17 protein-coding genes, 1 pseudogene and 1 riboswitch are annotated in these 20,653 nt (G+C 71.5%); of the genes and pseudogenes, 12 read left to right on the top strand and 6 right to left on the bottom strand.

All coding sequences use genetic code 11. The annotated features are described in order from the left end of the window. Positions 1-18 precede the first annotated feature (18 nt). The 10 genes from rsmI to LNK82_RS14250 all read left to right on the top strand — a co-directional run bounded on the left by rsmI (position 19) and on the right by LNK82_RS14250 (position 12,538). Positions 19-864, top strand: coding sequence for a 16S rRNA (cytidine(1402)-2'-O)-methyltransferase (gene rsmI, locus LNK82_RS14295; RefSeq protein ID WP_230567437.1), 846 nt, complete (start codon positions 19-21; stop codon positions 862-864). Positions 865-951: 87 nt separating this feature from the next. After that, on the top strand, positions 952-2,742 hold the full coding sequence (gene metG / locus LNK82_RS14290) for a methionine--tRNA ligase (RefSeq protein WP_230567436.1): 1,791 nt from the start codon (positions 952-954) through the stop codon (positions 2,740-2,742). Then, positions 2,739-3,575 (top strand): TatD family hydrolase, encoded by an 837-nt coding sequence (locus LNK82_RS14285; RefSeq protein ID WP_230567435.1) that lies wholly within the window; start codon positions 2,739-2,741, stop codon positions 3,573-3,575. Before metG ends, LNK82_RS14285 begins: the two co-directional genes overlap by 4 nt. Before the next feature lie 280 nt (positions 3,576-3,855). Continuing rightward, on the top strand, positions 3,856-5,289 hold the full coding sequence (locus LNK82_RS14280; RefSeq protein ID WP_230567434.1) for a resuscitation-promoting factor: 1,434 nt from the start codon (positions 3,856-3,858) through the stop codon (positions 5,287-5,289). Positions 5,290-5,371: 82 nt separating this feature from the next. Beyond that, complete coding sequence (rsmA, locus tag LNK82_RS14275; RefSeq protein ID WP_230567433.1) at positions 5,372-6,250, top strand: 16S rRNA (adenine(1518)-N(6)/adenine(1519)-N(6))-dimethyltransferase RsmA; 879 nt, start codon at positions 5,372-5,374, stop codon at positions 6,248-6,250. An 86-nt stretch (positions 6,251-6,336) separates the two neighbouring features. Continuing rightward, a riboswitch (SAM riboswitch) is annotated at positions 6,337-6,429 on the top strand. 202 nt (positions 6,430-6,631) lie between these two features. Beyond that, positions 6,632-7,642: a methionine ABC transporter ATP-binding protein gene (locus LNK82_RS14270; protein WP_230567432.1), complete on the top strand. Its 1,011-nt coding sequence runs from the start codon at positions 6,632-6,634 to the stop codon at positions 7,640-7,642. After that, entirely contained in the window at positions 7,639-8,322 is a 684-nt protein-coding gene (locus LNK82_RS14265; RefSeq protein ID WP_230567431.1) for a methionine ABC transporter permease, read from the top strand. The genes LNK82_RS14270 and LNK82_RS14265 overlap by 4 nt, the downstream gene beginning before the upstream one ends. A gap of 28 nt (positions 8,323-8,350) precedes the next feature. After that, positions 8,351-9,157, top strand: coding sequence for a MetQ/NlpA family ABC transporter substrate-binding protein (locus LNK82_RS14260; protein ID WP_230567430.1), 807 nt, complete (start codon positions 8,351-8,353; stop codon positions 9,155-9,157). A 426-nt stretch (positions 9,158-9,583) separates the two neighbouring features. Then, on the top strand, positions 9,584-10,549 hold the full coding sequence (locus tag LNK82_RS14255) for a 4-(cytidine 5'-diphospho)-2-C-methyl-D-erythritol kinase (protein WP_230567429.1): 966 nt from the start codon (positions 9,584-9,586) through the stop codon (positions 10,547-10,549). A gap of 219 nt (positions 10,550-10,768) precedes the next feature. Then, positions 10,769-12,538 carry an ABC-F family ATP-binding cassette domain-containing protein gene (locus LNK82_RS14250; RefSeq protein ID WP_230567428.1) on the top strand — a complete coding sequence of 590 codons (1,770 nt, stop codon included), beginning with the start codon at positions 10,769-10,771 and terminating at the stop codon, positions 12,536-12,538. Between the two features lie 154 nt (positions 12,539-12,692). Here LNK82_RS14250 and LNK82_RS48270 read toward each other — a convergent pair whose 3' ends face one another. Next, positions 12,693-13,994 carry a DivIVA domain-containing protein gene (locus tag LNK82_RS48270; RefSeq protein WP_372470486.1) on the bottom strand — a complete coding sequence of 434 codons (1,302 nt, stop codon included), beginning with the start codon at positions 13,992-13,994 and terminating at the stop codon, positions 12,693-12,695. Positions 13,995-14,101: 107 nt separating this feature from the next. Here LNK82_RS48270 and LNK82_RS14220 point away from each other — a divergent pair, with 107 nt between their 5' ends. Continuing rightward, complete coding sequence (locus LNK82_RS14220; RefSeq protein WP_230567427.1) at positions 14,102-15,751, top strand: fatty acyl-AMP ligase; 1,650 nt, start codon at positions 14,102-14,104, stop codon at positions 15,749-15,751. Further along, positions 15,748-16,053: pseudogene (locus LNK82_RS48265) on the top strand (GNAT family N-acetyltransferase); the annotation flags it as partial. The gene LNK82_RS14220 and the pseudogene LNK82_RS48265, both read left to right, overlap by 4 nt. A gap of 37 nt (positions 16,054-16,090) precedes the next feature. Here LNK82_RS48265 and pth read toward each other — a convergent pair. The 5 genes from pth to glmU form a co-directional block, all read right to left on the bottom strand. After that, entirely contained in the window at positions 16,091-16,660 is a 570-nt protein-coding gene (gene pth / locus LNK82_RS14215; protein ID WP_230567426.1) for an aminoacyl-tRNA hydrolase, read from the bottom strand. Next, positions 16,650-17,162, bottom strand: coding sequence for a DivIVA domain-containing protein (locus tag LNK82_RS14210; protein WP_230567425.1), 513 nt, complete (start codon positions 17,160-17,162; stop codon positions 16,650-16,652). The genes pth and LNK82_RS14210 overlap by 11 nt, the downstream gene beginning before the upstream one ends. A 58-nt stretch (positions 17,163-17,220) precedes the next feature. After that, positions 17,221-17,826, bottom strand: coding sequence for a 50S ribosomal protein L25/general stress protein Ctc (locus LNK82_RS14205; protein WP_230567424.1), 606 nt, complete (start codon positions 17,824-17,826; stop codon positions 17,221-17,223). 361 nt (positions 17,827-18,187) lie between these two features. Continuing rightward, positions 18,188-19,159 carry a ribose-phosphate diphosphokinase gene (locus tag LNK82_RS14200; protein WP_230567464.1) on the bottom strand — a complete coding sequence of 324 codons (972 nt, stop codon included), beginning with the start codon at positions 19,157-19,159 and terminating at the stop codon, positions 18,188-18,190. A 13-nt stretch (positions 19,160-19,172) separates the two neighbouring features. Continuing rightward, complete coding sequence (gene glmU / locus LNK82_RS14195; RefSeq protein ID WP_230567423.1) at positions 19,173-20,651, bottom strand: bifunctional UDP-N-acetylglucosamine diphosphorylase/glucosamine-1-phosphate N-acetyltransferase GlmU; 1,479 nt, start codon at positions 20,649-20,651, stop codon at positions 19,173-19,175. Positions 20,652-20,653 lie beyond the last annotated feature (2 nt).

The raw sequence follows: 20,653 nt of genomic DNA, 5'->3' as shown, positions 1-20,653 counted from the left end.
GATCGTAGGGTGAGACACGTGAGACCTGTATCTGGATCAGGCCGTTTGGTGCTGGCGGCTACTCCGCTCGGCGACGTCCGGGACGCTTCGCCGCGCCTGGTGGAGGCGTTGGGCACGGCCGAGGTGATCGCGGCCGAGGACACCAGACGGCTGCGGTCGCTCGCTTCGGCCCTCGACGTCACGCCGGCCGGGCGGGTGGTCAGCTTCTACGACCAGGTCGAGACGGCCCGGCTGCCCGGCCTGCTGGAGGCGCTGCGGGACGGCCGGACGGTGCTCCTGGTGACCGACGCGGGGATGCCGAGCGTGTCCGACCCCGGCTACCGCCTCGTGGCCGCGTGCGTCGAGGAGGACATCCGGGTCACGTGCCTGCCCGGCCCGTCCGCGGTGACGACCGCGCTGGCCGTGTCGGGCCTGCCGTCGGACCGCTTCTGCTTCGACGGCTTCCCGCCGCGCAAGCAGGGCGAACGCCGGCGGTGGTTCGCGGGCCTGCTCGACGAGCCCCGGACGTGCGTCTTCTTCGAGTCACCCCATCGGCTGGCGGACACCCTCGCCGACGCCGCCCACGTGCTCGGCCCGGACCGCCGCGCCGCCGTGTGCCGGGAGCTGACCAAGACGTACGAGGAGGTCAAGCGGGGTGGCCTCGGCGAGCTGGCCGAGTGGGCGGCCGAGGGCGTGCGCGGCGAGATCACCGTCGTGCTGGCGCCCGCCGAGGCCCGCGAGACCCCGCCGATCGAGGCGCTGGTGGCCGAGGTGAAGCAGCGCGTGGCCGACGGCGAGCGGCTGAAGACGGCGGCGGCGGAGGTCGCCGAGGCGGCGGGGGTGAGCAAGAAGGCCCTGTACGACGCCGCGATCAGCAAGAGCTGAGACGGGCGGGCGGTCCGCCGCGCACGGCCCCTCGCGGACTGCCCAACCCGCGGAAACCCGCTGGAAGCGGCTCCGTAGGCTTGGCCCATGAGTGCCTCCGTGCTGACCGCGGTGGCGTGGCCCTACGCCAACGGCCCCCGCCACATCGGTCACGTCTCCGGTTTCGGTGTCCCCTCCGACGTGTTCTCCCGCTACATGCGCATGTCGGGCAACCGGGTGCTGATGGTCTCCGGCTCGGACGAGCACGGCACACCCATCTCGGTGCAGGCCGAGAAGGAGGGCATGTCCACCCGCGACCTCGTGGACAAGTACCACCGCGTGATCGCGAACGACCTGCACGGCCTCGGGCTGTCCTACGACCTGTTCACCCGGACGACCACCGGCAACCACTACAAGGTGGTCCAGGAGCTGTTCCTCGCCCTCTGGCGCAACGGCTACGTCATCCCGAAGACCGAGATGGGCGCGATCAGCCCTTCCACCGGCCGCACGCTGCCCGACCGCTACATCGAGGGCACCTGCCCGATCTGCGGCTACGACGGCGCCCGCGGCGACCAGTGCGACAACTGCGGCAACCAGCTCGACCCCGTCGACCTGAAGAACCCGCGCTCGCGCATCAACGGCGAGACGCCGAAGTTCGTCGAGACCGAGCACCTGTTCCTCGACCTGCCGCAGTTCATCGACGCGCTCGGCGGCTGGCTGCAGACCCGGTCCGAGTGGCGGCCGAACGTGCTCAAGTTCAGCCAGAACCTCATCGGCGACCTGCGCCCGCGCGCCATCACCCGCGACCTGGACTGGGGCATCCCGATCCCGCTCGACGGGTGGCGCGAGCAGCCGATGAAGCGCTTCTACGTGTGGTTCGACGCCGTCATCGGCTACCTCAGCGCGTCCGTCGAGTGGGCCCGCCGCAGCGGGGACGACGACGCCTGGAAGGAGTTCTGGACCGGCGACGCCCAGGGCTACTACTTCATGGGCAAGGACAACATCGTCTTCCACTCGCTGATCTGGCCCTCCCTGCTGCTCGGGCAGAACGGCCAGGGCGCGAAGGGCGGCGAGCCCGGGGCGTTCGGCACGCTGAACCTGCCCACCGAGGTCGTCAGCTCCGAGTTCCTGACCATGAGCGGCTCGAAGTTCTCCACCTCCCGCGGCACGGTGATCTACGTCACGGACTTCCTGAAGCAGTTCGGGCCCGACGCGCTGCGCTACTTCATCTCCGTCGCCGGCCCCGAGAACCAGGACACCGACTTCACGTGGGAGGAGTTCGTCCGCCGGACGAACTTCGAGCTGGCCAACGAGTGGGGCAACCTGGTCAACCGGTCGATCTCGATGGCGCACAAGAACGTGGGCGCGATCCCGAAGCCGACCAGCCCGACCCAGGCCGACCACGAGCTGCTGGAGCTGTCCCGCAAGGCGTTCGACGTGGTGGGCTCGAACCTGCGCCGCTCCCGCTTCAAGCAGGCCTCCTCCGAGGCGATGAAGGTGGTCGGCGCGGCCAACCGCTACCTGTCCGACCAGGAGCCGTGGAAGCTCAAGGACGACCCCGAGCGCCGCGACACCGTGCTGCACACCGCGTTGCAGGTCGTGCAGGACGCCAACGCCCTGCTGACGCCGTTCCTGCCGCACTCGGCGCAGAAGGTGCACGAGGCGCTGGGCGGCACGGGCGTGTGGGCCGCCCAGCCGCAGCTGACCGACGTGCCGGACCTGGACGTGCCCGACCGCGAGTACCCGGTGCTGACCGGCGACTACGCGGCCGAGCAGGCGACGTGGGCGTCCACCCCGATCGAGGTGGGCAGGCCGCTGGCCAAGCCCGCGCCGCTGTTCGCGAAGCTCGATCCCGAACTGGGTGAGACCGGCCCCGAGTGGGCCCCGATCGCGAAGTGACGAAGCGACGAGGCGAACGGCCACCGGTCCCGGAAGCCCTTCCGGCGCCGGTGGTCGACGCCCACACCCACCTCGACGCGTGCGGCGCGGAGACGCCCGAGCAGGTGCGCGAGGTGCTGGACCGGGCCGTGCGGGCGGGCGTGGACCGCGTGATCACGGTGGCCGACGACCTCGACGCCGCGCGCTGGGCCGCCGAAGCCGCCACGTGGGACGACCGGGTGTTCGCCGCCGTCGCCCTGCACCCCACGCGCACGTCGACGTTCGGCGAGGTGGAGCAGGCGGAGCTGGAGCGGCTCGCCGCGCAGCCGAGGGTCGTCGCGATCGGCGAGACCGGGCTGGACTACTACTGGGACTACGCGCCGAAAGCGGCGCAGCACGAGGCCTTCCGGTGGCACATCGACCTGGCCAAACGGGTCGGCAAGCCGTTGATGATCCACGACCGGGACGCGCACGACGACATCCTCGCGGTGCTCGACGCCGAGGGCGCGCCGTCCACTGTGGTCTTCCACTGCTTCTCCGGCGACCTCTCCTTCGCGCGCGCGTGCGTGGAGCGCGGGTTCGTGCTCTCGTTCGCGGGCACCACGACGTTCCGCAACGCCCACGCGTTGCGGGAAGCCGCACTGTGGGTGCCGGAGGACCACGTGCTCGTCGAGACGGACGCGCCGTTCCTCACGCCCCACCCGTACCGAGGTCGCCCGAACGAGCCGTATTGCGCGAACTACACGCTCCGGGACCTGGCGACGCTGCGTGAGACCGACCTCGGTGAGTTGGCCACGAAGATCACCCGAAACGCCGAACGTGTCTTCGGTCTTCGTGACGCGGTGAAGTCGTAGTCCTCCTTACGACGAATGGCGGACAGACTTGCTCCCCTGACGGAGTGACTGAACTCACAAGGGTTGTCGGGGTGTTGGCACAACCCCCGTGAACCCGTTACGGTCCCGTGACCGTGCCCCTGGTCGTGATTCGGGGGCGCACCCGCAGTCGGGGCGGGTCACGTTGACACCAGAAGCGAGAAGCCGAACACGCACAGGAGTTGCCGGAGATCACCAGCTGACCACCGACATCGACCGTGCGCGTCGCCGGACTTCGCGCCTTCAGGAGGTATGGCACCCCGTGAACTCGTTCAACGAGGACACCGACTGGTTTACGCCCGTGCAGTCGACACCCGTGACCGGTGTCGACGTCCTGGACAGACCCGGGCCGCCGTCCGAATGGGACACCGCGGTGTTCACCATCACCCCGGACGACGTGCTGGACGTGCTGGGACCGGACGCCGACGCGCTGCTGGAGAGCGCGAACGTCGACGTCGACGAGCTGATCCGGCTGATCAACGCCGAGACCACGCTCCTGCCGCCGATCATCATCCCCGACGAGGTCTCCCAGGACCGGGTCGCGGGCAGCCTGGCCGCCGAGCGGCCGAGCGCCCCGCCCGCCGCGCTGGTCGAAGCCGCGGGGAAGTGGAAGCGGCGCTTCCTGAAGGCCGCGGTCCTCACCGTGCTGGTCACCATCTCCGGCGGCGGCGCCACCGCGATCGCGATGGACAAGTCCGTCACGGTCGACGTCGACGGCGAAGCCACCACCGTCCGCACGTACGAGTCGACCGTGGGCGAGATCCTCGCCGACGAGGGCATCGTGATCGGCGAGCACGACGCGCTGAGCCCGTCACCCCAGGCGAAGGTGAGCGACGGCGGCAAGATCTCGCTGGACCGCGGCCGGCTGGTGAAGATGACGGTCGACGGCGAGCAGCGCGAGGGCTGGGTCCGCTCGGTCACCGTGGACGAGGCCCTGGACCAGTTGCAGGTCGACGACGAGGGCGCCTGGCTCTCCCACGACCGCAACATGGACGTCCCCCTCGACGGCCTCTCGCTCGAGGTCAAGAGCCTCAAGACCATCACGCTCTACGACGGCGGCAACGCGCCCCGGCAGGTCCAGACGACGGCCGTGACCGTCGAGGAGCTGCTGAAGAACGAGAACCTGTCGCTCGGCCCCGACGACAAGCTCGAGACGGCGATCGACCTGCGCGTCACCAACGGCGCCGAGGTCCACATCACGCGCACCGGTGTGTCGGTGATCAACGCGACGGAGGCCATCCAGCCGCCCGTCGAGGAGGTCAAGGACGACACGATGATGAAGGGCCAGAAAGAGGTCCTGGACCCGGGCGAGGCCGGCGAGCAGATCGTCACCTACCGCGTGACGGTGAAGAACGGCGCCGAGGTCGGCCGCGAGAAGCTGGGCGCGAAGGTCACCAAGGAGCCGAAGCCGAAGAAGGTCAAGGTCGGCACCAAGCTCCCGCCCGACGGCGCGGTGTGGGACGCGCTGGCGCAGTGCGAGGCGACCGGCAACTGGGCCATCAACACCGGCAACGGCTACTACGGCGGCCTGCAGTTCAACAAGGGCACCTGGGACGCCTACGGGGGCGCCCAGTACGCCGCGTACCCGCACCAGGCGACCCGCGAGCAGCAGATCGCCATCGCCACCAAGCTCCGCGACGCGCGCGGCGGCTACTCGGCGTGGCCCCACTGCCAGCAGAAGCTCGGCTTGCCGTAACACGGCGCCGCCTCCGGCGTCGCGGCGAGGTCGCCTGCGACCTCGCGTGGTGGTCCATCGGCAGTGGTGGAGAATGGGTCGGGTGACTGAGGATTCGACGACGGCCGGGTCCGGGAGCCAGCTCCTGGGTCCGGCCGACGTCCGTCGGCTGGCCGCCGAACTGGACATCCGCCCCACTAAGAAGCTCGGGCAGAACTTCGTCCACGACCCGAACACGGTGCGGCGCATCGTGTCGGCGGCCGACCTGCGCCCGGACGACGTGGTGCTCGAGGTCGGGCCCGGCCTGGGCTCGCTGACGTTGGCGTTGCTGCCCTCCTGTCGCGCGCTGGTGGCCGTGGAGATCGACGGCGTGCTCGCCGACCGCCTGCCGGTCACGGTGGCGGAGCGGGCGCCCCGGCTGGCCGACCGGCTGTCCGTCGTGCACGCGGACGCGATGCGCGTCACGCCGGACCAGCTCCCGGTCGAGCCGACCGCCCTCGTGGCGAACCTGCCGTACAACGTGGCCGTGCCCGTGGTGCTGCACCTGCTGGCCGTGCTGCCGTCGTTGCGCACGGGCCTGGTGATGGTGCAGTCGGAGGTGGCCGACCGGATGGCCGCCGGTCCCGGCAGCAAGGTCTACGGCGTGCCCAGCGTGAAGCTCGCCTGGTACGCCGACGCCCGCCGGGCCGGTCCCGTGCCGCGCTCGGTGTTCTGGCCCGTGCCGAACGTGGACTCGGCGCTGGTCGCGTTCGACCGGCACGAACAGCTGTCCACTGTGGACCCGAAGCGGCTGTTCGCCTTGGTGGACGCGGCCTTCGCGCAACGCCGCAAGATGCTGCGGGGCGCCCTGTCGGGCTGGGCGGGCTCGGCCGCCGAGGCGCAGCGGCTGCTCGTCGCGGCGGGCGTGGACCCCTCCGTGCGCGGCGAACAACTGGACGTCGGCGACTTCATCCGGATAGCCGAGGTCGCGTCCGCTCGATAGTCGTTGATCTTTCGGCCGAAAGTGTGATTTGCCGGACGATCCAGTTTCGGGCTTGCGTCAGCCGGGTCCCGTCAGGTCTACTCGTGGTGCCATCCCGAGCGGCCGAGAGACCTGGCTCCACGACGCCGCAGCAACCACCCCTCCACGGGGGCAGGTGCTTCCGCCAGGAACGATGGAGGAATCACGTGCCCAGGATGCGAATGCTCACCCGCCGGCGGGTCGTCGACCACGGCCGCCGCACGTCGTCCGCCTGTCGCAGCCGCTGAGCAGCCGCAGGCGCCTCGAATCCCCGCGTCCTTCATCCAGGACACCTTTCTGAGCTGAGCCGTCGGTCACGCACGCCATGAGCGTGCGCTGCCGCATGCCGTCGTGGAGCGAAACGTGATCACTGTCGAGAACCTCACCAAGACCTTCCCCGGGAGTACCGGGCAGGTTCGCGCGCTGGACGGCGTGAACCTGGACGTCGCCGCGGGCACCGTGCTCGGCGTCGTCGGCCCCAGCGGGGCGGGCAAGTCCACCCTGGCCCGGTGCGTCGCGCTCCTGGAGCGGCCCGACAGCGGCGCGATCCGCGTCGACGGCACCGACCTCGTCTCGCTCGACGGCACCGCGCTGCGCGCCGCCCGCCGGCAGATCGGCGTTGTGCCGCAAGGGGATTCCCTGCTGCGCCAGCGCACCGCCGCGGGCAACGTCGCGCTGCCGCTGGAGGCGGCGGGCGTGGCCGGGCCGCAGCGCCGCACCCGCGTCGCCGAGCTGCTCGACCTCGTCGGCCTGACCGACAAGGCGGGCTCGTACCCCGACCAGCTCTCCGGCGGCCAGCGCCAGCGGATCGCGGTCGCGCGGGCGCTCGCCGCGTCGCCGTCCGTGCTGCTGGCCGACGAGCCGACGTCCGCGCTCGACCCCGAGACCACCGGCTCCGTGCTCGCCGTGCTGGACCGGGCGCGCGCCGAACTCGGTGTGACGGTGCTCGTGGTCACGCACGACATGGGCGTGGTCCGGAAGATCTGCGACGACGTCGCGGTGCTGGAGGACGGCCGCGTGGTGGAGCACGGCAAGGTGCTCGACCTGGTGTCGGACGCCGCGAGCCGCACGGCCGCGTCGCTGCTGCCCGGCGTGGACCAGAACCCGGCGGTCGAGAGCTCGTTCGACCGGGTCGCGGACGTCGTGCTGATCGGCTTCGCCGCCGTGGGCGCGCTGCTGCCCGAGGCCACCAGCCGGTTCGGCGTGGAGCTGAACCTGCTCGGCGGCGGCCTGACCAGGCTCGGCGAGACCCCGGTGGCGCGATTCCGCGTCGGTCTCAAGGGCGAGCGCGCCGACTCGGCGCTGGAGTGGATCTCGGAAGCGGGCGGCTCCGTGCGACGGACCCTGTCGGGTCCGCAGGGAGTAGCTGCGTGAGGTCTGCGACACCCTGGTCCATCGTGTTCGACGACGTGCTGGTCGCCACCGGCGAGACGTTGTACATGGTGGTCGTCTCCACCCTGATCGCTGTTCTGCTCGGCGCGCCCGTCGGCATCTGGCTTCAGCTCACCGCACCCGGTGGGCTGAAGCCCCGGCCGGTCCTGCACAAGGTGCTCGGGTTCGTCGTCGACCTCGGCCGGTCCATGCCGTTCCTGGTCCTGCTGGTGGTGCTCACCTCGCTGACCAGGCTGCTCCTGGGCAGCACCATCGGGCCGACGGCGGCCATCGTGCCGCTCGCCGTGGGCGCGATCCCGTTCGTCGGCAGGCTGGTGCAGAACGTGCTGGCCGAGGTGCACGTGTCGGTGGTCGAGGCCGCCGTCACCACCGGGTCGTCCACGCTGCGGATCGTGCGCAGCGTGCTGCTCCGCGAGTCGTTGCCCGCGCTGGTCAACGCCATCGGCGTGACCGCGATCGCGCTGCTGGGCTACTCGGCGATGGCCGGCGTGGTCGGCGGCGGCGGGCTCGGCGACCTCGCCGTGCGCATGGGCTACCAGCGGTTCAACGACCGCTACCTGTGGAGCACGGTCGTCGTGCTGGCGGTCATCGCCACCGCGATCCAGTTCACCACCAACCGCGTGGCCCGCGGCGTCGACCGCCGCCGCACCGCGTCCGTCTGATCGTTCTTCTCCTCACCTAAGGAATGAAATGCGTATTCGTGCTGCCCTGCTGGCCGTGCTGCTGACCGCAGTGGGCTGCGGTAGTGGCGACACCGGCGCCGCGTCGGACCCGAACGCGCCGCTGAAGGTCGGCGTGAGCCCGGTGCCGCACGCCCAGGTGCTGCGGTACGTGGCGGACAACCTGGCCGCGGCGAAGGGCCTGAAGATCGAGGTCGTGGAGTTCACCGACTACGTGCAGCCGAACACGGCGCTGGTGGACGGGTCGCTGGACGCGAACTACTTCCAGACCGTGCCGTACCTGGACACGTTCAAGGCGGAGAGCGGCGCGTCGCTGGAGTGGATCGGGCCGGTCCACCTCGAACCGCTCGGCGTGTACTCGAAGAAGCACAAGTCGCTGGCCGACCTGCCGTCCGGCGCTCGGGTGGCGGTGGCGAACGACGCGACGAACGAGGCGCGCGGGCTGAAGCTGCTGCAGGACAACGGGCTGATCAAGATCACGCCGGGCGCGGAGAAGACGGCGACCATCCGGGACATCGCGGAGAACCCGCGCGGGCTGGAGTTCGTCGAGCTGGAGGCCGCGCAGCTGCCGCGTTCGCTGGACGACACCGACGCGTCCGTGGTGAACGGCAACTACGCCATCGACGCCGGCCTGAAGCCCGCGTCCGACGCGTTGGCGCTGGAGAAGGCCGACGGCAACCCGAACGCGAACGGCCTGGTCACCCGAACCGACCTCAAGGACGACCCGCGCGTGAAGGACCTGCTGGCCCTGCTCCAGTCGCAGCAGGTCAAGGACTACATCAAGGAAACCTTCTCGGGTTCCGTCCTCGCCGTCTAACCGCGAGAGTCCTACGTTCAGGACGCGAGAGTCCTACGTTCGGAACACCTGAATTCAACGCTCAGGTGTGAGGGCGTGGCGGGTGGAAGATCAGAAGAGTCCTCGCCGGACGGGCAGATCAGCAGGATGACGGGGTTGGGTGCTTCTGTTCCGGGTCCGTTGTTCGTCGGGTTTCGTGTCATCCCACCGACCTCCACAAGGGCTGCCACACGTGGCAAGGGGGGCGGCATCAGTGAACGCCGACAGGCAAAGCTGGGACAGCGCCCCCCTTGACACGCGCGGTAGGGCTGCGCCAGGTCGGCGGGATGACACGAAGCCCTTCCCTTGGGTGGGGCAAGCGAGTGCGTGAGCGGGAGTTGGGTGTTTCGCCGCAGGTCAGAGGTCGGTAGGAGCGGGCAACCCGGAAACGCCCGTACGCTTCATGGCGTGCTCGCTGTCGTCCCACCCCCGGTCACCGTCCGCGTCCCGGCCAAGGTCAACCTGCACCTGGCCGTGGGCGACTCCCGCGAGGACGGGTACCACGACCTGGTGACGATCTTCCAGGCCTTGTCGCTGACCGACGAGGTGACCGTCGCCATCGCCGAGGAGCCCGGCGTCGAGGTGCACGGCGAAGGCGCCGACTCGGTGCCCACCGGCGCGTCCAACCTGGCGTGGCGGGCGGTGCGGGTGCTGGCCCAGCACGTCGGCCGCGACCCCGACGACCCGAAGGTCCGGGTGGTCATCCGCAAGTCCATCCCGGTCGCCGGCGGCATGGCGGGCGGGAGCGCGGACGCGGCGGCGACGCTCGTCGGGCTGGCCTCGCTGTGGCGGCTGGAGATCAGCCGGGACGAGCTGGCCGGCCTCGCGGGCAAGATCGGCGCGGACGTCCCGTTCGCCATCTACGGCGGCACGGCCCTCGGCACGGACCGCGGCGACCGGATCGTGCCCGTGCTGTCCCGCCACACGTTCCACTGGGTGCTGGCGTTCGACCGGCGCGGACTGTCCACGCCCGAGGTGTTCGACGAGCTGGACCGGCTGCGCGCCGACGGCGACCCGCCCCGCGTCGGCGAGGCGGAAGCCGTGCTCGAAGGCCTGTCCTCCGGCGACCCTCGCCAGCTGGCGCTCCTGCTCGGCAACGACCTGCAGGCCGCCGCCGTGTCGCTGCGCCCCAACCTGCGCCGCACGCTGCGCGCGGGCGTGAACGCGGGCGCGTTGGCCGGCATGGTGTCCGGATCGGGTCCGACCTGCGCGTTCCTCTGCACGGACGGCGACTCGGCGGTGCGGGTGGCGGCCGAGCTGGCCGGTGCGGGCGTCTGCCGGACGGTGCGCGTGGCGCAGGGACCGGTGCACGGCGCGCGCGTCATCGGCACCGAGGAAGCACCCCGGCCGATCCCGCCCGAAGTGCACGCCTGACCTGCGCGCCCGCCTTCTTCGCCGGCACGCGCCCTGGCCGGACGCGTCCTCCTCGGGCAGCCGGTGCAGAACGGCGAACGTGCCCTCTGAGCTGTGACGTCGGACTCCCTGGCGCCGGTCGTGGCCCTTACCACGAGCCGGCTCGGGCTGTCGTCACCGGCGCGATAGCTAGGCTGGCGTACTGCGTTGTCACCCCGTTCTCGATGAAGGTGCTGGTACATGGCCAACTTGGTCAACTTGGAGTCCGTCTCCAAGTCGTTCGGCGTGCGTCCGCTGCTCGACGGCGTGTCCCTCGGCGTCGGCGAAGGCGACCGCATCGGGGTCGTCGGCCTCAACGGCGGCGGCAAGACGACGCTGCTGGAGGTGCTGGCCGGGCTCGCCCCGCCGGACGAGGGCCGGGTCAGCCAGAACCGGGGGCTGCGGATGGCCGTGGTCACGCAGCGCACCGAGCTGGCCGAGGGGTCGACGGTGCGCAACGCCGTGATCGACCCGCTCGGGTTCGACTCCGAGCACGAGTGGGCCTCCGACGCGCGGGTGCGGTCGATCCTGGACGGCCTCGGCATCACCGGGTTCGGGCTGGACTCGCCGGTCGGCACGATGTCCGGTGGCGAGCGGCGACGGGTGGCGCTGGCGGCGGCCCTCGTGCAGGACCTCGACCTGGTCGTGCTGGACGAGCCGACCAACCACCTCGACGTCGAGGGCGTGCGGTGGCTGGCGGAGCACCTGCTGGCCCGTCGCACGGCACTCGTCGTGGTGACGCACGACCGGTGGTTCCTGGACACGGTGTGCAGCCGCACCTGGGAGGTCGTCAACGGGAAGGTCGAGCAGTACGAGGGCGGCTACGCGGACTGGATCTTCGCCCGCGCCGAACGCGCCCGACTGGCCGACACGATCGAGGAGAAGCGCCGCAACCTGGCCCGCAAGGAGTTGGCGTGGCTGCGCCGCGGCGCGCCCGCCCGCACGTCCAAGCCCCGCTACCGCATCGACGCCGCCGAGGCGTTGATCTCCGACGTGCCGCCGCCGCGCGACTCGGTGGAGCTGCTCGCGTTCGCCAAGCGGCGGCTCGGGCGCACCGTGCTGGAGCTCGAGGACGCGACGCTGACCGTGCCCGACCGGGTGCTGGTGCGCGACCTGACGTGGCGGATCGGGCCGGGCGACCGGGTCGGGATCGTCGGCGTGAACGGGTCGGGCAAGACGACGCTGCTGCGGGCGTTGGCCGGTGAGCGCGAGCTGGAGAGCGGCAAGCGCGTCCAGGGGCAGACGGTGAAGCTCGCGCACCTCAGCCAGGAGCTGCACGACCTGGACGGGTCGATGCGCGTGCTGGAGGCCGTGGAGGAGATCGCGCGGCGGGTCGTGCTGGGCAAGCAGGAGATGTCGGCGTCGCAGCTGGCCGAGCGGTTCGGGTTCTCGTCGCAGAAGCAGTGGACGCCGGTGGGCGACCTGTCCGGCGGTGAGCGGCGGCGGTTGCAGCTGTGCCGGCTGCTGATGGCCGAGCCGAACGTGCTGCTGCTGGACGAGCCGACCAACGACCTGGACATCGACACGTTGCAGCAGCTCGAGGACCTGCTCGACTCGTGGCCGGGCACGCTCGTGGTGATCTCGCACGACCGCTACCTGGTGGAACGGGTGTGCGACAAGGTCGTGGCGCTGTTCGGCGACGGTGGGCTGACCGACCTGCCGGGCGGGATCGAGGAGTACCTGCGGCGGCGGGACAAGCAGAAGGAAACCGCCGCCGTGCCGAGCGCGAAGCCCGCGTCCGCGCCGTCGTCGGCGGCGGACCAGCGCGCGGCGCGCAAGGAGCTGTCCCGCCTGGAACGCCGGTTGGAGACGTTGCAGAAGAAGGAAGCCCAGCTGCACGCGGCGCTGGCCGAGGCCGCCACCGACCCGGAACGCCTGCTGGCCCTGGACGCCGAGCTGAAGGCCGTCCTGGCCGAGGCCGAGGACGTCGAGGCCCAGTGGCTGGCCGCCGCCGAATCCGCCGAATCCTGACCCACCGGCGAGAGTCCTACCTTCACGTCGCGAGAGTCCTACGTTCAGAGCACCCGAGTTCGACACTCGGCAGACCGGGCGGTCGGTCTGAGCGTTGAATCCAGGGTGCGTGAGCGTAGGACTCTCGCGTGCTGAACGTAGGACTCTCGCGGGGTCAGCGGCCGCGGCGGCGCAGTTCGGCGGCCAGCAACGGCATCAGCTCGTCCACGAACGCGCAGTCGTAGCCCTGCCCCGCGATCAACGCCGTGGCGAACTTCGTCGTCGCCACCTCCGCCGACGACGCGCCGAGCATGCCGTCGAGCGCGATGCCGACCTCCTCGAGCACCCGGTCGACCTGGGACGTCCGGTACCCGCGCTGCGCCGGCCCCGCCACCGGGATCTTGATCGACCGCAGCTGCTTCCACGACGTGATCGGCGGGATGGCGCTCGGCCGCGGCGGTCCGTCGCCCAGCTGCTTCTCCACCCGCGCCAGGAACGCGTCCACCTCGGTCTCGTCGTACCCGCGCCGGCCGAACATGGGCCGGCTGAAGCGGACTTCACGGACCTCGCGCGCGGTCAGGTCGTCCTGGCCGAGCAGGGTGTTCTCGATCCGGTCGAGGAACTTGTCGACCTGCGACTCCTGGTAACCGCGCCGGCCGCGCGGCGGCTTGCCGAAGGCGGCGGTGCGGACGTCACGGGCCGTCAACGGGCGCGTGCCGGGGCCGGGACGAGGCCGCAACGGAGGCGCGGGAGGGGTGGGAGGCGAGACAGGGGAGAGAGGGGAGGGGGAAGCGGGGGGAGCCAGGGTGAGGGGAGCGAGGGAGGGGGAAGAGCGGGAGGTGAGGGGAGAGGGGAGAGGTGGTGCGGGCATCCGCTCCAAGGTCACCACGACGAGGTCGAGGAACGTGTCCACGTCGTCCTCGTCGTACCCCACCTGCCCCGGCGGGGCGGGGCTGAACTCGAAGTCCTGCACTTCCCGGGCGGTCAGGTGGTCGCGACCCGCCAGGGTGTTCTCGATCCGGTCGAGGAACGCGTCGATCTCGCCCTCGTGGTAGCCCCGGTTCCCCGGTCTCGGCTTGTGGAACCGCACACCGCGCACGTCCTGCGGCGTCAGCCTGGCCGCCGGGCGCATCCCGGTCGACGTGGCGTGCGCGCCCTGCGCGGGGGCGGTGGCCTGGCGCCGCTGCGGCGTCGAGCCGAGCGTCTCGGCCACCAGGTCCATGAACGCGTCGACCTCGGCCGCGTAGTAGCCGGGCCGCGAGGGTCTGAACCGCACTTCGCGCACGTCCTGCTCGGTCACGTCGTCCCGGCCGAGCAGCGTTGCCTCGATGCGGTCCAGGAAGGCGTCCACCTGACCCTCGTCGTACCCAGGCTGACCGGGCGGGGGGCGGTGGAAGGCGACCTGCCGCAGATCCTGCGCGCCCAACAGCGGCGCCGGATGTGCCGGCATGTGCTGACGAGCGTCGAACCCGGCCACCCAATTACCTCCTTCGTGTGGTGTACCGGGGAGTATCGCCGGACGATGCGCCCGATGTTTCGCCCTATCGGCTCAATGCGCCGGAAGATCGCTCTACCCTGACGGACATGAGCCGGTTCGTGGACACGATGGTGGCAACCGCTACGGGCGCCGGAGGACAGGCGCGGGGCATGACCACGGGGGAGCCGAGCGCTCCGGTCCGCAGGTCCTGGGCGGAGGTGCACCGGCAGGCCACCCGCATGGCGGGCGCCCTCGTGGCGGACGGGGTCGCGCGCGGCGAGTCGATCGCCGTCCTGGCGGGCGACCCGGCGGAGATCGCGCCCGCCGTGCAGGCGGTGTGGCTGGCCGGCGGCAGCACGACGATGCTGCACCAGCCGACGGCGCGCACCGACCTCGCCGAGTGGGCCGGTGACACGTTGCGCGTGCTCACCATGATCGGCGCGAAGCTGGTGCTGCTCGGCGCGCCGTTCGACGCGCTGTCGGGCGTGCTGGACGAGCACGGCGTCTCCTACCGCAGGCTGGCCGAGCTGGACGGCGAGCCGCTGGCGGCGCCCGTCGACGTCGACGAGGACCTGCCCGCGCTGCTGCAGCTCACCAGCGGTTCCACGGCCGACCCGAAGGCCGTCCGCATCACGCACGGCAACCTGTGGTCCAACGCCAAGGCCATGGAGATCGCCGCCGAGCTCGACCCGGAGACCGACCGGATGGTCTCCTGGCTGCCGCTGTTCCACGACATGGGGATGGTCGGCTTCCTGACCGTGCCGATGCTGTTCGGCATCGACCTGGTCAAGGTCACGCCGGTCGACTTCCTCGGCCGGCCCACCCTGTGGCCGGACCTGATCAGCCGCTACCAGGGCACGATCACCGCGGCCCCGAACTTCGCCTACGCCATCGCCGCCCGCCGCATGCAGGGCGTGGACGACGGCGCGTTCGACCTGTCCAAGCTGCGCATCGCGCTCAACGGCGCCGAGCCCATCGACCCGGCCGCGGTGAAGATGTTCACCGACGCGGGCGCGCGGTTCGGGCTGCGCCCCGAGTGCGTGCTGTGCGCGTACGGCATGGCGGAGACGACGCTGGGCGTGGCGTTCGCGCCGGTGTTCACCGGCCTCTCGGTCGACGTGGTCGACCCGGAGGAGCTGGAGGCGGGCCACCGGGCCGTGCCCGTGCCGCCGGACAGCCCCAACGCGCGGGCGTTCCCGCTGCTCGGGCCGCCGTTGCCGGGGCTGGAGGTGCAGGTGGCGGACGACGAGGGCAAGGTGCTCGGCGAGCGCGAGGTCGGTCAGCTGCGGGTGCGCGGCGAGGCCGTGACGCCCGGCTACCTCACCGTGGACGGCCCGAGGGACACCCAGGACGCCGAGGGCTGGCTGGACACCGGCGACGAGGGCTACGTGGTGGACGGCCAGGTCGTCGTCTGCGGGCGGCGCAAGGACGTGATCATCATGGGTGGGCGCAACATCTACCCCACGGACATCGAGCGCGCCGCGACCGCCGTGGAGGGCGTGCGCGCGGGCAACGCGGTGGCCGTGCGGCTGGACGCGGGCACGCGCCGTGAGCGGTTCGCCGTGGTGGTCGAGTCGAAGCTGGCCGGCGAGGAGGACGCGGTGCGGGCGTTGAGCAAGGAGATCAGCGCGCGGGTCGTGGACGCGGTCGGGCTGCGGCCGTTCTCGGTGGTCGTGCTCAAGCCGGGCAGCCTGCCGAAGACGCCGTCCGGCAAGCTCCGCCGTTCCGCCGCCGTGGGCTTGGTGCCCACGGGATGACCTCAGGGCCCGTGGACGAGGTGGAGATCCGCCTCGCCCGTGACCAGGACCTGCACGCCGTGGCCGAGCTGCGCCGGCGGTGGACGGTGGAGAGTCGCGGCGAGGTGCCCTCCGAGGAGTTCGTGACCCGGTTCGCCGCCTGGGCGCGTGCGCACGCGGCGACGCATCGGTGCGCGGTCGCGGTCGCGGGTGGGCGGGTCGTCGGCATGGCCTGGCTCGCGGTCGTGCCCCGGGTGCCGCACCCCGCGGCCTTCGACCGGGCGTCGGGCGACGTGCAGTCGGTGTACGTGCTGCCCGACCGGCGGGGCGGGGGACGTGAGGAACCAGGGGGACTTGTGCTCAGTGGAACTTGTTCTGGGCGGCTTCCAGCCCCAGCTCCAGCAACGCCTCCACGGCGTCCGCCGCCCGGTCCAGCTCCAGCGCCAGCTGCTTGCGCTCCACCAGCGAGAAGTCGCGCAGCACGTAGTCGGCGGGGTCCATCCGGCCCGGCGGCCGGTCCACCCCGAACCGCACCCGGTGGTAGTCCTTGGTGCCCAACGACTTCGTGATCGACCGCAGCCCGTTGTGCCCGTTCTCGCCGCCGCCGAGCTTGAGCCGCACCGCGCCGAACGGCAGGTCCAGCTCGTCGTGCACGACGATGATCGACGACGGCGGCGCCTTGTAGAAGTTCGCCGTGCCCGCCACCGGTCCGCCGGAGGTGTTCATGTAGCCGCGCGGCTTCGCCAGCACGACCCGGCGGCCGGCCAACCGGCCCTCGAGGACCTCGGCGCCGCCCTTGTGGGCCTTGAACCTCCCACCTACGCGCGCGGCCAGCTCGTCCAGCACGAGGAAGCCGACGTTGTGCCGGTTGCCCTCGTACTTGGAGCCGGAGTTGCCCAGCCCGACGACCAGGGCGACGTCATCGACCACGGAACCGCAACTCCTGCTCAAGCTCGTCCAACAGGGCGTCCACCGCGCGCACCTGGTAGCCCCGGCGCAGCCCGGACGTGGTGGTGAACCTGGTGTGGCGCACCTCGCCGGAGGTCATCCGCCCCCGCCCGTCCAGCGCCGCGGCGGCCCGGCCGAGGAACGCGTCGACTTCGCCGCGATCGTAGCCGTTCGGCGAGCGCGGCAGCTTCACCGCCAGCACCGCCTCACCGGTCTGCAACGTGGTCGGCGGCACGTGACCGGACCGCAGCTGGTGCTCCAAAGCGGCCAGGAAGTCGTCCACAGTCCGCTGGTCGTACCCGCCGGCGATCTCGGTGAACGCGATCGTGCGCACCTGGTCGGGGTGCAGCGACGTGCGTCCGGCCAGCGCGTCGGCGATGCGCAGCACGAACGCGTCCACCTGCGCCGGGTCGTAGCCCTTGCCCCTCTTGCGGGGGAACCGGGTGGCGCGCACCTGCGCCGGGCTCAGGAACGGGAACGGCACGCCACCCCAGCCGTGCGGCGGGGGAGGCGTGCCGTTCGAGTTGCCCGACGTGATGGGCTCAGCCTTCTTCGGTGGCCTCGGGCTCGGCGGCCTCACCGGTGTCGCCGTCCAGCTCGGCGGCGGTCGGCGCGGCGTTCACCGCGAGGACCATCGCCTCGCCGTCGGTCACCAGCGTGGTGCCGGCCGGCAGGACCAGGTCGGAGGCGTGCACCTGGGTGCCCGCGGTCAGACCGGCGATGGAGTACTCGACCTGCTCGGGGATGTTCAGCGCGTCGGCCTCCACCTGGATGGTGGTGAGGTCCTGCGTGAGCAGGGTCGCCGCGGCGGCGTCGCCCGTGAGGACGATCGGCACCTCGACGGTGACCTTCTCGCCCCGCTGCACGAGCAGCAGGTCGACGTGCTCGATGTAGTTCTTGATGGGGTGCGTGGTGACGGTCTTGGTCAGCGCCAGCTCGGTGGAGGACTCGATGTCCAGCGTGAGAACTGCGTTCTGACCGTGCTCGCGGACAACACGGGCGAACTCGAGCGCCGGCAGGGCCAGGTGCTTCGGGTCGGAACCGTGGCCGTAGAGCACCGCGGGGATCTTGCCGGCGCGGCGGGTGCGGCGGGCGGCGCCCTTGCCGAACTCGGTGCGCTGCTCTGCGGCGAGACGGACCTCGGACACGGTGGGGCTCTCCTAACGGTCTGGCCTGGTAAACGTCGGCGGGTACGTCGGGCGGGGCGAAGCGGGGGTTGGCCTGCGGCGGCGGGCGGCGCGGAGGGTGAACACGCGCGGCATCACAACCGCCGCGTCGATCACGCCGAGCGTGATGCTCGCCCTCGCCGAGGCAACCTGGCCAGTGTAGGCCGATCCGCTGGGCGGGGCCTAATCGGGGGCCTGAACGCCCGGCCGGGGCCGTCGCGAACGGTGAACTCAGGGGTCCTGAACGTAGGACACGCGCGTTCCGAACGTAGGACTCTCGCGCGCTGAACGTAGGACACGCGCGTGTGTCCTACGTTCAGAACGCGAGAGTCGAGCGCTCGTGTCAGGCGTTGCCGTCGAACAGGGAGGTCACCGAGCCGTCCTCGAAGACCTCCTGGATCACGCGCGCCAGCAGCGGCGCGATCGGCAGGACGGTCATGGCGTCGAACCGCTTCTCCGCCGGGATCGGGAGGGTGTCGGTGAACACGACCTCACGGGCGCCGCAGTCGCGCAGCCGCTCGACGGCCGGGCCGGACAGGACCGGGTGGGTGGCGGCGATGACGACGTCCGACGCGCCCTCGTCGAGCAGCTGCTCCACCGCCTTGGTGATCGTGCCGCCGGTGTCGATCATGTCGTCGATGACGACGCACAGCCTGCCCTCGACCTGGCCGACGACCCGGTTGGCCACGACCTCGTTCGGCCGCAGCGGGTCGCGGGTCTTGTGGATGAACGCGATCGGCGTGCCGCCGAGGGTGTCCGCCCACTTCTCGGCCAGCTTGGTGCGGCCGGCGTCGGGGGAGACGACGGTGATCTCGCGGCCCGCGTACTTGGCCTTGATGTGCTCGGCCAGCAGCGGCATGGCCCAGAGGTGGTCCACCGGGCCGTCGAAGAAGCCCTGGATCTGCGCGGTGTGCAGGTCCACGGCCACCAGGCGGTCCGCGCCCGCGGTCTTGAACAGGTCCGCGACCAGGCGGGCCGAGATCGGCTCACGGCCGCGGTGCTTCTTGTCCTGCCGCGCGTACGGGTAGAACGGCATGATCACGGTGATGCGCTTCGCGGACGCGCGCTTGAGCGCGTCCACCATGATCAGCTGCTCCATCAGCCACTGGTTGATGGGCGCGCAGTGCGACTGGATCACGAACGCGTCGCAGCCGCGCACGCTCTCCTCGAACCTCACGAAGATCTCGCCGTTGGCGAAGTCGTACGCCGACTGCGGGGTCACCGACACGTTCAGGTGCTTGGCCACCTGCTCGGTCAGCTCGGGGTAGGCCCGCCCGCCGAAGAGCATCAGGTTCTTCTTGGGTGTCCCGGCCATCGTGGGGTTCACGTCAGCGCCCTTCATCGGTTGTGCCTGCATTCTCGGGCGTCAGAGCGCGCTCCGCCGCTTCGGCCGAAGGCGTGCCCGCCCGGCGGGACACCACCCATCCGTCCAGGTTGCGCTGGGGTCCGCCGGACACGGCCAGCGCGCCGGGCGGCACGTCGCGCCGCACCACGGTCCCCGCGCCGGTGTACGCGCCGTCGCCGACGGTGACCGGCGCGACGAACATGTTGTCCGAACCGGTGCGGCAGTAGGACCCGATCGTGGTCCGGTGCTTGTTCACGCCGTCGTAGTTGACCGTGACGCTGGCCGCGCCGATGTTGGAGTGCTCGCCGATGGTCGTGTCGCCGATGTAGCTCAGGTGCGGCACCTTGCTGCCCGCGCCGATGTCGGAGTTCTTCGTCTCCACGAAGGTGCCGATCTTGCCGCGCTCGCCGAGCCGGGTGCCCGGCCGCAGGTAGGCGAACGGGCCGACGGACGCGCCCGCGCCGATCTCCGCGCCGGAGCCGTGCGTGCGCACCACGGTCGCGCCCGCGCCGATCACGCAGGCCGACAGCGTGGTGTCCGGGCCGACGACCGCGCCCTCGCCGACGGTGGTGCCGGCCCGCAGCTGCACGTTCGGCTCGATCAGCACGTCCCGCTCCAGCCGCACGTCGGCGTCCAGCCACGTGGTGGCCGGGTCGACGACGGTCACGCCCGAGCGCATCGCGGCCTCCACCAGCCTGCGGTTCAGCTCGGCGCCCAGCCTGGCCAGCTGCACGCGGTCGTTCACGCCCTCGACCAGCCAGGCGTCCGACGTCACCAGCGCGCCCACGCGCCGGCCGTCGCCGCGCGCGATCGTCAGCACGTCGGTCAGGTACAGCTCGCCCTGCGCGTTGTCGGTGGAAAGCCGGGACAGCCCGTCGCGCAGCACGGCCGCGTCGAACGCGTACACCCCGGAGTTGATCTCGGTGATCTCCCGCTGCTCGGGCGTGGCGTCCTTCTGCTCGACGATGCCCTCGACCGAGCCGTCCGCGGACCGCACGATCCGCCCGTACCCGGTGGGGTCGGCCACCACGGCGGTCAGCACGGTGACGGCGTTGCCGCGCGCGCCGTGCTCGGCGAGCAGTCCGCGCAACGTGTCGGAGTCCAGCAGCGGCACGTCGCCGTAGGTCACCACGACCGTGCCGCCGAGGTCGGACGGCAGCTCGGCGAGCCCGCAGCCGACCGCGTGCCCGGTGCCCTTCTGCTGCTCCTGCACCGCCACGGTGACCTTGCGGTCCAGCGCGGTGGACAGGCTGTCGAGGTGGTCGGCGACCGCGGCGCGGCCGTGGCCGACCACGACGGCGAGGTGGTCCGGGTCCGTCCCGGCGGCGGCGCGCACGGCGTGCTCCACCAGGGAACGACCCGCGACGCGGTGCAAGACCTTCGGGGTGGCTGAGCGCATGCGGGTGCCTTCACCCGCTGCGAGGACGATCGTGCTGACTGGGGTGGGGACACCCTCGAGCATCA

Origin of the sequence: Saccharothrix luteola (assembly GCF_020859565.1) — a bacterium.
Classification (GTDB): Bacteria; Actinomycetota; Actinomycetes; order Mycobacteriales; family Pseudonocardiaceae; genus Actinosynnema; species Actinosynnema luteola.
The sequence above is the reverse complement of the archived record's forward strand: the minus strand, read 5'-3'. Positions and strand labels throughout refer to the sequence as shown.